Source organism: Lentibacillus sp. Marseille-P4043 (genome assembly GCF_900258515.1).
Classification (GTDB): Bacteria; Bacillota; Bacilli; order Bacillales; family Amphibacillaceae; genus Lentibacillus_C.
The window spans coordinates 3,298,053-3,311,727 of sequence record NZ_LT984884.1 but is presented as its reverse complement, the minus strand read 5'-3'; the positions used below and the strand labels follow the sequence as shown (position 1 = coordinate 3,311,727).

Annotated in this window: 12 protein-coding genes, 2 pseudogenes and 1 riboswitch; of the genes and pseudogenes, 9 read left to right on the top strand and 5 right to left on the bottom strand. The window is 37.9% G+C overall.

Going from position 1 to position 13,675, the window contains the following annotated elements:
- The first annotated feature begins 1 nt into the window (after position 1).
- The 3 genes from C8270_RS16425 to C8270_RS16410 all read left to right on the top strand — a co-directional run bounded on the left by C8270_RS16425 (position 2) and on the right by C8270_RS16410 (position 3,426).
- Positions 2-940 (top strand): MBL fold metallo-hydrolase, encoded by a 939-nt coding sequence (locus C8270_RS16425; protein ID WP_106497874.1) that lies wholly within the window; start codon positions 2-4, stop codon positions 938-940.
- A 313-nt stretch (positions 941-1,253) separates the two neighbouring features.
- A complete protein-coding gene (locus C8270_RS16420) occupies positions 1,254-2,876 on the top strand; it encodes a hypothetical protein (RefSeq protein ID WP_106497873.1) in 1,623 nt (540 codons plus the stop codon).
- 286 nt (positions 2,877-3,162) lie between these two features.
- Positions 3,163-3,426 (top strand): atypical membrane-integrating protein (Mistic protein), encoded by a 264-nt coding sequence (locus tag C8270_RS16410; RefSeq protein ID WP_106497871.1) that lies wholly within the window; start codon positions 3,163-3,165, stop codon positions 3,424-3,426.
- Positions 3,427-3,470: 44 nt separating this feature from the next.
- On the opposite strand, the gene C8270_RS16405 is transcribed toward C8270_RS16410, so the two are convergent.
- From C8270_RS16405 to C8270_RS20090, 5 genes and pseudogenes are all read right to left on the bottom strand, one after another.
- A complete protein-coding gene (locus C8270_RS16405) occupies positions 3,471-4,238 on the bottom strand; it encodes an ABC transporter permease (protein ID WP_106497870.1) in 768 nt (255 codons plus the stop codon).
- The gene (locus tag C8270_RS16400) at positions 4,235-4,966 is read right to left on the bottom strand and encodes an ABC transporter ATP-binding protein (RefSeq protein ID WP_106497869.1); all 732 of its coding nucleotides are present in this window, start codon (positions 4,964-4,966) and stop codon (positions 4,235-4,237) included. Before C8270_RS16400 ends, C8270_RS16405 begins: the two co-directional genes overlap by 4 nt.
- Before the next feature lie 789 nt (positions 4,967-5,755).
- A pseudogene (locus C8270_RS16395) lies at positions 5,756-6,492 on the bottom strand (ABC transporter permease).
- A 1-nt stretch (position 6,493) separates the two neighbouring features.
- On the bottom strand, positions 6,494-6,724 hold the full coding sequence (locus C8270_RS16390) for a hypothetical protein (protein ID WP_106497868.1): 231 nt from the start codon (positions 6,722-6,724) through the stop codon (positions 6,494-6,496).
- A gap of 23 nt (positions 6,725-6,747) precedes the next feature.
- The gene (locus C8270_RS20090; protein ID WP_158701751.1) at positions 6,748-6,924 is read right to left on the bottom strand and encodes a hypothetical protein; all 177 of its coding nucleotides are present in this window, start codon (positions 6,922-6,924) and stop codon (positions 6,748-6,750) included.
- Positions 6,925-7,387: 463 nt separating this feature from the next.
- On the opposite strand from C8270_RS20090, the gene ectA reads away from it, so the two are divergent.
- From ectA to C8270_RS16360, 6 genes and pseudogenes are all read left to right on the top strand, one after another.
- Entirely contained in the window at positions 7,388-7,906 is a 519-nt protein-coding gene (gene ectA / locus C8270_RS16385; protein WP_106497867.1) for a diaminobutyrate acetyltransferase, read from the top strand.
- 44 nt (positions 7,907-7,950) lie between these two features.
- Positions 7,951-9,198 (top strand): diaminobutyrate--2-oxoglutarate transaminase, encoded by a 1,248-nt coding sequence (ectB, locus tag C8270_RS16380; protein ID WP_106498573.1) that lies wholly within the window; start codon positions 7,951-7,953, stop codon positions 9,196-9,198.
- Positions 9,199-9,246: 48 nt separating this feature from the next.
- Positions 9,247-9,633 carry an ectoine synthase gene (locus tag C8270_RS16375; protein ID WP_106497866.1) on the top strand — a complete coding sequence of 129 codons (387 nt, stop codon included), beginning with the start codon at positions 9,247-9,249 and terminating at the stop codon, positions 9,631-9,633.
- A 133-nt stretch (positions 9,634-9,766) separates the two neighbouring features.
- A riboswitch (SAM riboswitch) is annotated at positions 9,767-9,874 on the top strand.
- Positions 9,875-9,997: 123 nt separating this feature from the next.
- Positions 9,998-10,549 (top strand): NADPH-dependent FMN reductase, encoded by a 552-nt coding sequence (ssuE, locus tag C8270_RS16370; RefSeq protein ID WP_106497865.1) that lies wholly within the window; start codon positions 9,998-10,000, stop codon positions 10,547-10,549.
- Between the two features lie 38 nt (positions 10,550-10,587).
- Positions 10,588-11,466 (top strand): annotated as a pseudogene (locus tag C8270_RS16365) (NtaA/DmoA family FMN-dependent monooxygenase); the annotation flags it as partial.
- Between the two features lie 220 nt (positions 11,467-11,686).
- Positions 11,687-13,636 (top strand): elongation factor G, encoded by a 1,950-nt coding sequence (locus C8270_RS16360; protein WP_106497863.1) that lies wholly within the window; start codon positions 11,687-11,689, stop codon positions 13,634-13,636.
- The last annotated feature ends 39 nt before the right edge of the window (positions 13,637-13,675 follow it).

Here is a 13,675-nt window from a genome sequence, read left to right as displayed (position 1 = left end):
TTTGTTAGATGAATATGGATTAAAACTGATAAGGCTTGATCTTCCTTTTCGACTTGACCATGTGAACTGTTTTCTTGCGGAAGGGGAGAATGGCTGGAAGGTTATTGACGCTGGGCTCCATAACAAGGAAACTGCTGAAAGATGGGGCAAAGAACTAGCCGGAAAGCAGGTAACCGACATTCTTGTTACTCATTATCATCCAGATCATTTCGGTTATGTCGGCCGTATGCAGGAAATAACCGGAGCAAAGGTTTCCATGACAAAAATTGATGCTGATGCAGGGCTAAATGCATGGCAAGATAGCTTTATAGAAAAACTTTACGATAATTATTTGTTGGCAGGGGTTTCACAGGACATGGGGGAAAATATGACAACCAACACAAATGAGTTCGTTGCTCAGGTGACACCATATCCAACAGTGGATCACCATTTTCAAGAAGGAGAAAAGATCGTAATTGGCAAGTATGACTATGAAGTGATTTTTACCCCGGGGCATTCGGACGGTTTGGTCACATTTTATAACAAGGAAAAAAATATGCTACTTTCAACGGATCATATTTTGCCGAAGATAACACCAAATATTTCGTATTGGTTTCATGGTGATCCTGATCCATTAGCATCATACTTAGCATCGTTAGAAAAGATAAAAAAACTTGACGCCGATTTTGTTGTCCCATCACACGGAAAGCCGTTTCACGGGGCAAATGATCGTATCGATGAAATAAAAGCTCACCATGATAAGCGACTGGACCAAACGTTAGAGGCCATTCGTAATGGTGGAACGGTAGCAGATGCTTGCGAGAAATTGTTTCCAAAAAAACTGACGGTTCATGAGACACGGTTTGCAGTTGGCGAAACATTAGCCCATCTCGAATATTTGCGGAATAAGGGGGTATGTCAACGGGAGTTAAGGGAAGGGAAGTATTGGTATTATATTTGATTTAAAAATCCGATAAACAACGTGAAAAGCTGTGGTCATTTACTAAATTGGTAAATTGATCACAGCTTTATTAATAATCAAGTTTTATATTTGAAGAAGTAACAAAACAGCCTTTAAAAGCCCCCTATCATTTTCTTGTTATTTATAAGTACAATAACTCGAACTTTGTTTAATTACCTAGTTGTAAAACTATTCCGTTATTTCAGTTGCCTTTTATATTTTTCCTGCTATTATTAATGTAACAGAGATAGAACGTGTCAATTTTCGGTTGTTTGTATATTAAAGATGTCAAAATAAAAAGAGAGGGATGAAAATGGGTGTTTATATTAATCTTGATATCATGCCAAACCAAATAAATAAAAAAGAATGGGAGGATGTTTATAAGGAATCGCTTGAACTTGTCGAAGCATATCCGTTTATGGACAATATAATTGATGAAAAGACTTACGGATGTCCTTGGGTATATGTAGACCGGGCAAAGGAAACAACGTTCGAGGAATTTGATTTTACGGAACCACAGGTTGGCTGGCATGTGTTTGGAGATTTTGATTCAATGCTAACGGCAGAGTCATTTGCACTATATGAGAACCTTGATTACTATCGTAAAAAATGTCATGAAAATGATGATCGTAATGGTGATATTTTGTCATTCCTGATTAAAAAGAATGTATATTATGACGATAATTTAAAAACGCCTAAAGTAGAGAGTGTGCATGTATTCGACAATAAAACACAAGGTTTTCCACATCATATTTATCTGTTGGCAATTGCTTGTTTAATTGAAAGTCGTTTCCCGCAGTATGCCGTTGTAACTGGTGATATAACCATCGGCCAGATGCAAAAAGCAATTGAATGGGCCAATACAATCCTGCAAAAGCCGATCCAGCTTACGGAACGAACTGATAATGAAAAACTGTTACATCGATTAAAAGGAATAGTAACAGACGAATATACCGTACTTAAGTCTCTGCAACGTTTAGCCATGACGGAAAAGGATTTTGATTTTGGGGAGCTAGTAAGAAGGAATTTTAGTTCGGAAACTATTACCTTATTTTTCATAAATCAATTTAAGCAATATGAAGTGGAAATGCTAGGTTTCGAAAGCGCTCTGGGGGATTACTTAAATGAAGGTCACAGCTTGGAAAAAGCCTGTGACATCTGTGTTCTTGATCCAAATGGCTGTCAGTTTGATCCGAAAGTGTTTATGGAGGTAGTTTTATCTTTTGACTGGAATTTAAGAGATGATGCTTCAGACGATGAACTAACAGCGAAAATTAATGATCCGAATAGTGAAGAAGCAGAAACAGTTCCATCATTAATAGGGAAATCATTATTGCGAATGACTGGATTTCAAGAACCTATAGAGTCAAAATTGTCATATGATGAGGTTGTGACAATTTTACGGGATAAGTTAGGGCATTTAGTTGATGTAGAAAGTTTACTGCCTAACAATCAAGAAGAAAAAGAAGAATCTGCTGATGAATCCAGTGATCTATTGAAAGAATTTCGGCAATTCATAGAAAGAGAAGGATTTCGTCATGATCCGTATGCTGCTTCGTATGACATCGAAAATTTGGACGACTTAATCCTTTGGAAACTAGGTTTGACCATTCTTCCACAAATAGAAAAATTGTTAGCGCAAATTAAGGACTTTGTACGTAATGATATGGAAGAGAATAGTGACCGCTATAGCACCTTTCAGGCATTTACAGATTATGAAAAAATGCAATTATTTATCAAAAATAATCGTCATTTCTATCTCCGTAAACAAGCATGGGATAATATTATCAGAAATATTGATCAAGTATCAATGACCAATGCCGTCTATTGTATTCTGTTAATTAAGGCTGAGGAATTGAATATAAATAAACTTTGTAAAGCTTTTCTAAATAATCATGATCTGCTAGAGCATTATATTTTGGAAAACAAAGTGTAAATGTTACCGATATTTGCATCGACATATAAAGTCGATGCGTGAGGCCATAGAAGATGGTGTCGACCCGAAACTTTTCTTTACTTGTTTTAGAAATTAAATTTGTGCGTTTATTGTTTGGCTTTCATGATGATGGACTGCATGGTAATGTATTGGTGATATTATCCTCTCCTTATCAATTTTATACATACAACTATCTAGCACCAAAATTCCACGCGATGCTAAAATCTTCACTCCATACCACATTAATATATTCCGAATTGGATATCCTATTAATGGGTGATAATGGATGAAGGCGACAGAATTAGAAAACAAAAGATTCGATAAAGCTCTGGATGAAATTCTAGATTTATTCAATAACCTTGAGCAAGATAAACCGGTTATCCAATTCGGTGATGATGTCTTGGATAACATTGAACGCGCTAAGGAAAAATATGGTGATGAGACGATTGACGAAAGAATAAATAAACTTGTACAGGAAATGCTTGCATGGCTTGATCTTGATGATGTGGATTCAGACGAGCAAGAAGAGGAAACAGTTGATGACGATTAGAAAAGCAGCCAGTCTCCTAATGAACGGTGATTGGCTGTTTTCATTTATTCGATATCCTGCAAATTTTCATCCAGCAACTGCATACGCTTATTAAACAAAGTCGGGTATGATAAAAATCCAAGTAAGACACTTGTGGTGACTGCGGTTGTCAGCAACAGGAATAATACCAGTAATTGAAAAAGTACTGCCTGGACTGGATCCGCACCGGCAATGATTTGCCCACTCATCATGCCTGGAAGCTGGACAAGGCCCATGGTTTTCTGGCTTTCAATTGTTGGAATTGTGCTTGCCTTAATTGATTGAATGAGTCGTTCGTGAATTGCCTGTTTCGGTGTACCTCCAAGTGACAGAACAAGCTCAATTTCATCCAAGTGCGCATCAAGCTCAGCTGTAAAACGATTAAGGAACAAGATTCCAAGTACCATGGAATTTCCAATCATCATGCCACTAATAGGGATGATATATTGGGCGGTTGGTGGTGTGATGTCCAAGCCCAGTAAAATGCCTTGTGTCAATACTTCAACAAAAATAAACGTTACAATTAGTTTCCAAGTAATGCCCTTGATTGATGCCCCTTTCTTTCTGGCATTTTGTGTGGCAGCTGCGATCATTAAAATAATCATGAGTCCAATATAGATCATATTTTCGGAATCAAATACGAATTGAAGGATGTAACCGACAATTAGCAGTTGAATCGTGGAACGAATCGTTGCAATAATGGTGTCCTTTTCAAGCCCTAATTTCAGTGTTTTGGACAGGATGATCGGGATGAGGACAAATAGGAGTGCTAGTGATAATGTTGTGAAATTCATTGTTCTTCCCCCTTAATGAACTGTTGTACAGGTTCTGTTTTAGGGGAATCTAGTAGGGAAGTTTCCCCACTTTCAACAACCTCTCCAGCCATCATTACCCACGTATAATGCCCAATTTCCCTGGCTTGCTGTAAGTTATGTGTGATCCAAATAATAGTTGTACTGTATTTTTCATTGATGTTTATGATCAATTTTTCGATGTCCTGTTGGGAAACCCGATCTAATGATGAGGTAATTTCATCAAGTAACAGAATCTGTGGTCGATTGACAAGGGTACGAGCAATCGATAGTTTTTGTCGCTGTCCGCCAGATAAATCTTTGACGTTACGTTGTAAATACGTTTCATCTAGACCGACCATATTCATAAAATCTTTTGCAGTATCAGCGGAAATTTGTTCTCCTTTTAGTTCCAAGGGTAATGCTAAATTTTTCTGTACTGACCCGCTAACCATTGTGGCCTGCTGAAGAGCCATCCCTACATTTCGACGTAATTCAGTTGGTACATAATCATTAATGTTTTTTTCTTTTATGTAAATTTCACCTGAGTTTGGAGACTGCAATCCATTGCAAAGTTTAAAAAGTGTTGATTTCCCTGCACCTGAAGGCCCGACTAATGTAGTGATGCTGCCTTCAGGAAAAGAACCGGTAATATTGCTGAGAATTTGCATGCCATCACTGGAATAGCTTACTTCATTAAATTGGATTGCTATATTATTCTTTGTTGTCATCCCGTTCACTTCCCCTTTTAGATAACAGTCTCATGCTTTAAACAGAATTGCAATTAGATGGAACAAGCTCCTATTATATTATTATTTGAAGAAAATCGAAACAAATGTATTTTTAACGTTAATTTAAGACTTCTTATATGGCATAGTTTCTAACTACCTAAAATAAGGAAGTTTTATAAAAAGATAGGTGTTTTTTACACAATAGATATAAAGTGTGACGTAATAGCAACGTGATTTCCTCCAAAACTTATAAGATGAGTGCTAATCCAGCGCTGCGGAAAAATACTCGCTTTCCATGGGGAACGCTTCAGCCTCCTCGCTCGCAAAGAACGCTCACTATGGGGTCTTCAGACTGTTCCTTTTCCCATAGGACTTTGAAAAGGCATCCTTGAATCTTCACCGCACGAAGAAAATGTGTATTTCATTTTCGAGGAGTCTCGCATTTTTCCTCAGCTTAGAATAGTTTTCTGTTCAAGTGATAAGAACTCTTCTAAACATTGATTTCATAGACAATCACCACTCTATAATCGGAAATTCCCTATCAGCGGAGTCAGAATACGTAGACTCCTGTGGGAACAGCACGTGTCCGAAGACCCCGGAAGAAGCGTTTTTTGCTTCTAAGGAGGCTGAGGCCGTGCCCACGGAAAGCGAAGTATTCTGACGGAGCGAATCCAAGCACTCATATACCATTGGAACGGGAAGAAAGTGTCACCAAAGAGAACTTCATTAGTGCACAGTTTATCAACTACGAAATTTAAAAAGCAACAAACTTTATGAAAAGAGTCTTCCCTAAACTGCTTCCTGTTTGTTTCGAATATAACCTGATAAGGCCATGATCGCGACTAAATAACCTGCTAAAATAAAGACACTTTGCCAATTCGGATAGTTGCCACGAATGATTTCCCATGCCCCGCTTCCGAAGTGGTAGGATGGTAACCATTGTCCAAGTGCTTGTAGAAAATCAGGAAAACCTGACATAGGGAACCACATTCCTCCCAAAATCGCCAAAGCCAAATAGCCAATGTTACTGACACCACTAGCTTTTTCGACTTTTTTCATCCTTCCAACCAGTGTTCCAATCGCCAAAAACGGAAGCGACGCAATTAATATCCATAAACCTAAAAAATCCACTGGGAAGCTGTTAAAGTGACACCATTAATAAGAAAACCAACCAAAAAGATAATGACCACGGAAAAGGCATGGACAACTGTTTGCCCAAACATTTTTATCGCAAAGTAGACCCATGAAGGTAATGGGGTTATTTTCATAAAAGTGGTCCAACCTTGTGATCGTTCCTGAACCAACCCGATGCCAAAAGTCATAATTGCCGATCCCATCACACTAAAAGTGGTCATGGAGATTAAATAGTGTGCTTACCACAATTCGGGATTCGGAACGTCTGTATTCACGATCTTTGTAAAAATAAAATAAAAAACGATCGGCATAAATAACGTCCAGAATATAAAATATGGATTGCGAAAAATACGAAGCACTTCCATTTTACACTGTATCAAAATTGCGTTCATCTTAGATCACCTCTTCCTGTTCATCAGTCAGATGTTCAAACACATCATCTAAACGACCTTGCTCAACTTGAATATCTGTTACTTCTATTTTCTGCTGAAAAATGGCTGCGAGGACGGTGTCTGTATCATCTGTAACAGCATAAATTCGATCATTCTTCTCAAAACAATCACTTACTTCTGGTAATCCCTGTATGTACTGAATTATGGTATTGTCTACTGTTTGGAATGACACACTGCGCTTTGTTAACCTTCTTTTTATCGTTTTCGGTTTTCATCCGCGATGATCTCTCCGTTGTGAAATAGAATAATCCGATCGGAAACATCGTTCGCTTCCTCGAGATAGTGGGTAGAAAAAATAATCGTTTTTCCATTTGCTTTTAGACTAGCGACTTTTTCCCAAAAAAGTCGCCTTGCAGTAATACCTAGACCCACAGTTGGCTCATCGCAGTAGATCCGGTTTCGATTGTGAACGAAACACTACTAACAGCCGTTGTTTTTCCAATTTTTTTGTGACATTTTCCATGGTGACTATATTAGACATTCAATCGCCTCCATTTTAGACTAAGTTATTTTATTATAATTTAATATAATGATGAGTAATCCCTTTTTAATGAGGAAAGTTTGCCATTATCTTAAATAAGTTTGTTGGATTGGTTACAGAGGGAGAAAAACCTGAATTGTTTAAAATCCAGATTATTAACCACTATTTGATAGCTATTTAAAAGCCTTGTCACTTATTTCCTCTTAATCAAGCTTAAGCATGTTTAAACACAATAAATAAGGTTTAATCCATTTTGACGAAATTTTCCGGCTAGTTTAAGCTATTTAAGTACGCGAAATATTGAAGAAAAAATAATTTGGAGGTGGGAGCATTAATAAAAGCGGAATCGGAGAAATGGTAAAGCCTAAAGAAATGAAAACCGAATTTCACTTTCGCACGCCTGATAAAGATGATGGCGCAGAAGTCTGGGAACTGATTAAACATACTGGAGTTCTTGATCTTAACTCTTCCTATAGTTATATCATGTGGTGTGAGATATTTTCAGGCACATCGATTGTTGCTAAAAGGGACGGAGAAACAGTTGGATTTATTTCTGGGTTTGTTCGCCCAGATAAACCAAATACACTTTTCATCTGGCAGGTAGCTGTTCATGAATCACAACGCGGTCAAGGGTTGGGAACAAAGATGCTTTTTCAGTTACTAAATCGTGAATCGTGTGAGGATGTTCGTTATGTTGAAGCGACCGTCTCGCCGTCAAATATACCATCACAACATTTATTTTTAGGTCTTGCGAAGAAGCTTGAGACGAATTGTATAACATCAAGTTATATTTTATCGATCGATTTTCCACGAACAGGGCATGAAGACGAATTGTTGTATAAGATTGGACCTATTTCAGAAGAAAATAAATAAAGGGAATGATGCAGGTGACAACAGCAGTATTAAGCGATGCGAAAATGAAAACGTTTGAAGAACTTGAGTCTACAGTAAGAAGTTACAGCAGAGGCTGGCCAACTATCTTTACAAAGGCTAAAGGATATAAGTTGTGGGATATAGATGATAAAGAATATATTGATTTCTTTGCAGGTGCCGGGACATTAAATTATGGTCATAACAATGAGGCAATGCAGGAGAAAATAATTGATTATATACGTAATGATGGAATAATCCATAGCCTCGACATGGGAACAACACCGAGACAAAAATTCTTAGAACGATTTAATGACGTTATTCTTACACCCCGTGAACTCGACTATAAAATTATGTTTCCTGGACCAACGGGAACAAACACAGTCGAAAGCGCCCTTAAAATTGCCAGAAAGGTTACTGGTCGTGATACCGTTATTAGCTTCACAAACGCATTCCACGGTATGACAATTGGTTCCCTTTCTGTTACAGGAAATTCATTCAAACGCCATGGTGCTGGAATTCCGCTCAACCATTCTGTTTCAATGCCATTTGACGGATACATGGATGGTCAAGATACAATTGCATATTTGGAACGTTTTCTAGAAGATAGTGGAAGCGGTGTAGCATTACCAGCAGCAATTATTTTAGAAACCGTTCAAGGTGAAGGTGGAATAAATGCTGCAAGAATGGAATGGCTGAAAAAAATAGAAAATATTTGTAAACGTTGGGACATTTTATTAATTATTGATGATGTTCAAGCAGGATGTGGCAGAACAGGTACTTTCTTTAGTTTTGAGCCTGCTGGTATTAATCCAGATGTTGTCTGCCTTTCTAAATCGATCGGCGGTATTGGCCTACCAATGGCTATTACACTGATTAAACCAGAATATGATCAATGGGGGCCTGGTGAGCATAATGGAACATTCCGAGGCAATAACCTTGCATTTATTGCTGCATCAGAAGCATTGACCAATTGGGAAACAGATGAATTCAGTCAGTCAATTAAAGAGAAGGCGCTTATTTTAAAGGAAGGTATTCAATCGATTATCAAAAAATTCCCAGAACTAAATGGAGAGGCTCGTGGTAGAGGTCTAATGCAGGGAATTGCCATCGACAATACAAATGATGTTACTAGTAAAATTTGTTCGGAAGCATTTGAACGTGGATTAATAGTTGAAACTTCAGGACCAAATGATGAAGTTATTAAGTTCCTTCCGCCGCTTATCATTGATAAAGAAGGTTTGAAAATAGGACTTGGAATTTTGGAAGAAAGTATAAATCACGTTCTTGCATAATACATTGTAATAGATATTGCCTGAAAAATAGAGAGGAGAAATGTAGAAATGATCGTAAAATCACTTGAAGATATTAAAGGTACTGAGGACGAAACATCAGGAGAAAACTGGACGAGTCGCCGATTTTTATTAAAAAAAGACAATGTTGGTTTTAGTGTGAATGATACATTAATCAAAGCTGGTACAGAGAATTATTTTTGGTATAAAAACCATATTGAAGCAGTTTATTGTATTGAAGGCGAAGGAGAAATTGAAAAAGTAGAAACTGGTGAAGTGTGGCAACTTAAAGCAGGAACAATGTATACACTAGATGAGAATGATAAGCACCTACTTCGCGCAAGAACACAAATGCGCATGGTGTGTGTATTTAATCCGCCACTTGTTGGAACAGAAACACATAATGAAGAAGGTTACTATCCGTTGTTGACGGAATAAGAATAAGAAAAAAGAAGGAACCAGGTAATTCTGGTTCCTTTTATTTACATGCATATTTGGATTGAACCATATTTTTTAATTCCTACTTGACTTATTGGATTTGTTGGAATATACTTTAAATTAAAATTAAATAATCTTATCAAGAGAAGCTGAGGGATCTGGCCCTGTGAAGCTTCAGCAACCTCTGACACTTGTCGGGAAGGTGCTAATTCCAGCGGGAGTAATTCTTGGGAGATAAGAGCGGAAATTGAATGTTAAACGTAAAATAACCCTCTTTTCTCGAATAAAAGAAAAGGGGGTTTTCTAATGAAAAAATTCACAGTAGCTAAATAACGAACGTTAGAAAAATAGAAGGGATGATTGTATGAGTGAAATTGCTATTTTATCTGGGAGTCCATCAGCATATTCCCGATCGGAACAGGTCCTGAAATATTTGGGAACTTTACTTAAACAGGAAGATTTTTCGGTAACCCATATTTCGGTTAAAGATGTGCCACCTGAAACTTTATTTTCGGGAGACTTTGATACTCCGGCCATCCGGGAAATCGCGACATTAACTCAGGCGGCTAAAGGTGTCATAGTTGGTTCGCCTGTGTATAAAGGCGCTTATTCGGGAGTTTTAAAAGCACTGCTTGATATACTTCCGCAAGATGTGCTCAAACATAAACCTGTCCTCCCGCTCATGACTGGTGGGAGTATGTCTCATCTTCTAGCAATTGAATATGCATTAAAACCTGTGCTAGCAACATTAAAAGGATATAATCTAAAAGGTATCTATGTACTTGATAGTCAGATTGATAAACAAAAGAAAAATCCAATAGTTGATGAGGACATTTTACAACGCACTAAAAAGCAATTACATTACTTTGTGGAATTGGTGTATAAACAAAATGCACTAGCAGCTTCATTGTATTAAAGAAACATTTGAATTAAATGAAGGAGGGCCATCCAAATATGCCGAACAAACGAATCTATTTAAATGCGTTTGATATGAACTGTGCGGGTCATCAATCTCCTGGATTATGGACCCATTCAGAAGATGAATCACATCGATACAAGGATAGTGAGTATTGGATTGAACTTGCTAAACTACTGGAAAAAGGTCGGTTTGATGCTGTATTTATTGCGGATGTATTAGGTGCATATGATGTATATCAAGGCTCACGGGATGCGGCTGTTCGTCAGGGGGCACAGGTACCAGTCAATGATCCGTTATTGGTTGTTCCGTTAATGGCGGGCGTAACGAAGCATCTCGGATTTGGTGTAACGGCTTCTGTTACACATGAACATCCATATCCTTTTGCCCGCAAAATGACAACGTTGGATCATCTAACGAATGGGCGGATTGGATGGAACATTGTAACGTCTTACCTGAAAAGTGCAGCAGTAAATATGGGATTTGATGACCAAGTGAAACATGATGAGCGTTATGATATTGCAGCAGAATACTTGGGTGTTTGCTATAAGCTTTGGGAAGAAAGTTGGGAGGACGATGCTGTTAAGGTTGATAAAGAAAATGGCATCTATACCGATCCAGACAAAGTTCATGATATTAAACATGAAGGAAAATATTTTAAAGTGCCTGGTGCTCACTTAAGTGAACCATCACCGCAGCGGACGCCGGTCATATATCAAGCAGGTGCTTCTACAAAAGGTCGCGCATTTGCTGCTCAAAATGCAGAACTTACATTCATTGGTGCACCAAATATTGCTGCTGCTAAAGAAACAGTTCAGAAACTACGGGCAGATATCAAGAAAACGGGAAGATCTCCAGAAGAGGTGAAAATTCTTTCGATGTTTGTTCCAATTGTTGGCAGAACAGAAGAAGAAGCAGGATAATCTATTTGGTCATGGAGATCAGTTGCCAGCTCATCATCCGGGGAAACAAGCGAAAACTTTGCTTGTAGAGTAATTTTTAAGTTTTTGGGGATCTGTAACTTGTTAGAAATAAGTTGCTAATCCCCTATTTTTATTTTGTATGGATTCTTTCTTACAGTTAGATGTTACTTTGATATAATAATGATAGGCAATTGAAAATGTTCGAGGTGACACAATGAATAAGACAATCGGAATAGTAGCACATGTTGATGCCGGGAAGACAACCTTTTCCGAGCAACTGCTTTACCATACAAAAAGTATCCGGCAAAAAGGCCGTGTTGACCATCGAGATGCTTATCTTGATCGTCATGATATTGAAAAGGCACGTGGAATTACGGTTTTTGCAGATCAAGGACTAATTACATATAAAGATTCCAATTATTTTTTGATTGACACTCCTGGGCATGTCGATTTTTCCCCGGAAATGGAACGAGCCATCCAGGTGATGGATTATGCCATTGTCATGGTTAGTGCGGTTGAAGGTGTAGAAGGGCATACAGAAACGGTTTGGCAATTGCTGCAAAAACATCATATTCCCACATTTTTCTTCATCAATAAAACGGATCGTGAAGGTGCTAATGCAACAGGTGTCTTGGACGAAATTCGTACCAATCTAACAGAAGATGTATGTGATCTTACAACAACTTTTCATAATGGGGAAATGAAGGAAGAGTTAATTGAATTTATTGCAGAGCGTGATGAACAGCTTCTTGAATATTATATGGAGTCAGGTTATGACAAAAATTTATGGTTACAAACATTACAACAACATATAAAGGAAAATAAAATTTTTGCTTGTTCTAGTGGTTCAGCATTACAGGATATTGGTGTTATTGATTTTTTTGATAGCCTGGATCAACTTACCAAAACATTTTATTCGGATGATGGTGATTTTGCTGGTCAAGTTTATAAAATTCGCTATGACGATGGGATTAGGGTAACTTTTCTAAAAGCAGTTAATGGTTCAGTACGTGTTCGAGATGAGATTAGCTATGGTGATGAAGAAAATAGGGTGACGGAGAAAGTAACACAATTAAGAATTTATCATGGCGGAAGTTTTAAGACAGTTGATCGAGTTGCAGCAGGCGAAATTTTTGGTGTTGTCGGGTTATCGAAGGCGTCTGTTGGAGATGGGGTAGGTACGCTTAAAGAAAAGGTTCGTTATGAAATGGTACCAACCTTAAAGTCTAAAGTTGTCTTTGATTCATCTGTCCATGTAAAAGAAGTATTGCAGTGCTTCGATATCCTGGATGCAGAAGACCCATCTTTACACGTTTTATGGGATGAAAATTTTCAAGAAATCTATATCCATGTTATGGGAGTCATCCAGCTGGAGGTATTGGAACAGCTTGTCAAAAATAGATTCGGTTTTAATATTTCTTTTGCCGAACCTAAAATTCTCTATAAAGAAACAGTTGAAAGGCAAGTAATTGGTTATGGGCATTTTGAACCATTAAAGCATTATGCTGAAGTACATCTCAACATAGAGCCGACTGAAAGAAACAGTGGCATTATCTTTGAGTCGGATTGTCATCCAAATGATTTGTCGGTTGGAAATCAAAATTTAATTCGGCGTCATTTGTTCGAGCGATATCATCATGGTCTATTAACGGGTTCAGCGCTCACAGATGTAAAAATCACCTTATTAACTGGAAAGGCGCATAATAAGCACACCTCTGGCGGAGATTTCCGAGAGGCTACATACCGAGCATTACGACAAGGGTTGGAAAAAGCGAAAAATGTATTATTGGAACCATATTATAACTTTAAAGTAAAAGTAGAATTAGACCATATTGGGAGGGTGTTATCAGACATTCAGCAAGCACACGGAACTTTTGACCCGCCGGAAACGATAGGGGACAAGGTGATTGTACAGGGTAGAGTACCTGTGGCAACATTTATGAACTATAACTTCATGTTTGCTTCTTTTACTCACGGGAAAGGAAGGTTAAATCTTCAGTTTGGCGGGTATGACCGTTGCCATAATGAAGAAGCGGTCATAAAAAGATTGGATTATGATAAGGACGCCGATCTGGAATACACCTCCAACTCTATTTTTTGTGCAAAAGGTCAAGGGTATAAAGTACCTTGGGATCAGGCAGAGAATAAGATGCATTGTTTGTAGGCAAAGGATTTTTCACTCATCTTTTTATTGAAATGAGTC

Excerpts from the sequence above, each read along its gene's own strand:
- C8270_RS16420 (WP_106497873.1), top strand. The coding sequence starts at position 1,254 with ATGGGTGTTTATATTAATCTTGATATCATGCCAAACCAAATAAATAAA.
- C8270_RS16410 (WP_106497871.1), top strand. The coding sequence starts at position 3,163 with ATGAAGGCGACAGAATTAGAAAACAAAAGATTCGATAAAGCTCTGGAT.
- C8270_RS16405 (WP_106497870.1), bottom strand. The coding sequence starts at position 4,238 with ATGAATTTCACAACATTATCACTAGCACTCCTATTTGTCCTCATCCCG.
- C8270_RS16400 (WP_106497869.1), bottom strand. The coding sequence starts at position 4,966 with ATGACAACAAAGAATAATATAGCAATCCAATTTAATGAAGTAAGCTAT.
- ectA (WP_106497867.1), top strand. The coding sequence starts at position 7,388 with ATGGTAAAGCCTAAAGAAATGAAAACCGAATTTCACTTTCGCACGCCT.
- ectB (WP_106498573.1), top strand. The coding sequence starts at position 7,951 with ATGAAAACGTTTGAAGAACTTGAGTCTACAGTAAGAAGTTACAGCAGA.
- C8270_RS16375 (WP_106497866.1), top strand. The coding sequence starts at position 9,247 with ATGATCGTAAAATCACTTGAAGATATTAAAGGTACTGAGGACGAAACA.
- ssuE (WP_106497865.1), top strand. The coding sequence starts at position 9,998 with ATGAGTGAAATTGCTATTTTATCTGGGAGTCCATCAGCATATTCCCGA.
- C8270_RS16360 (WP_106497863.1), top strand. The coding sequence starts at position 11,687 with ATGAATAAGACAATCGGAATAGTAGCACATGTTGATGCCGGGAAGACA.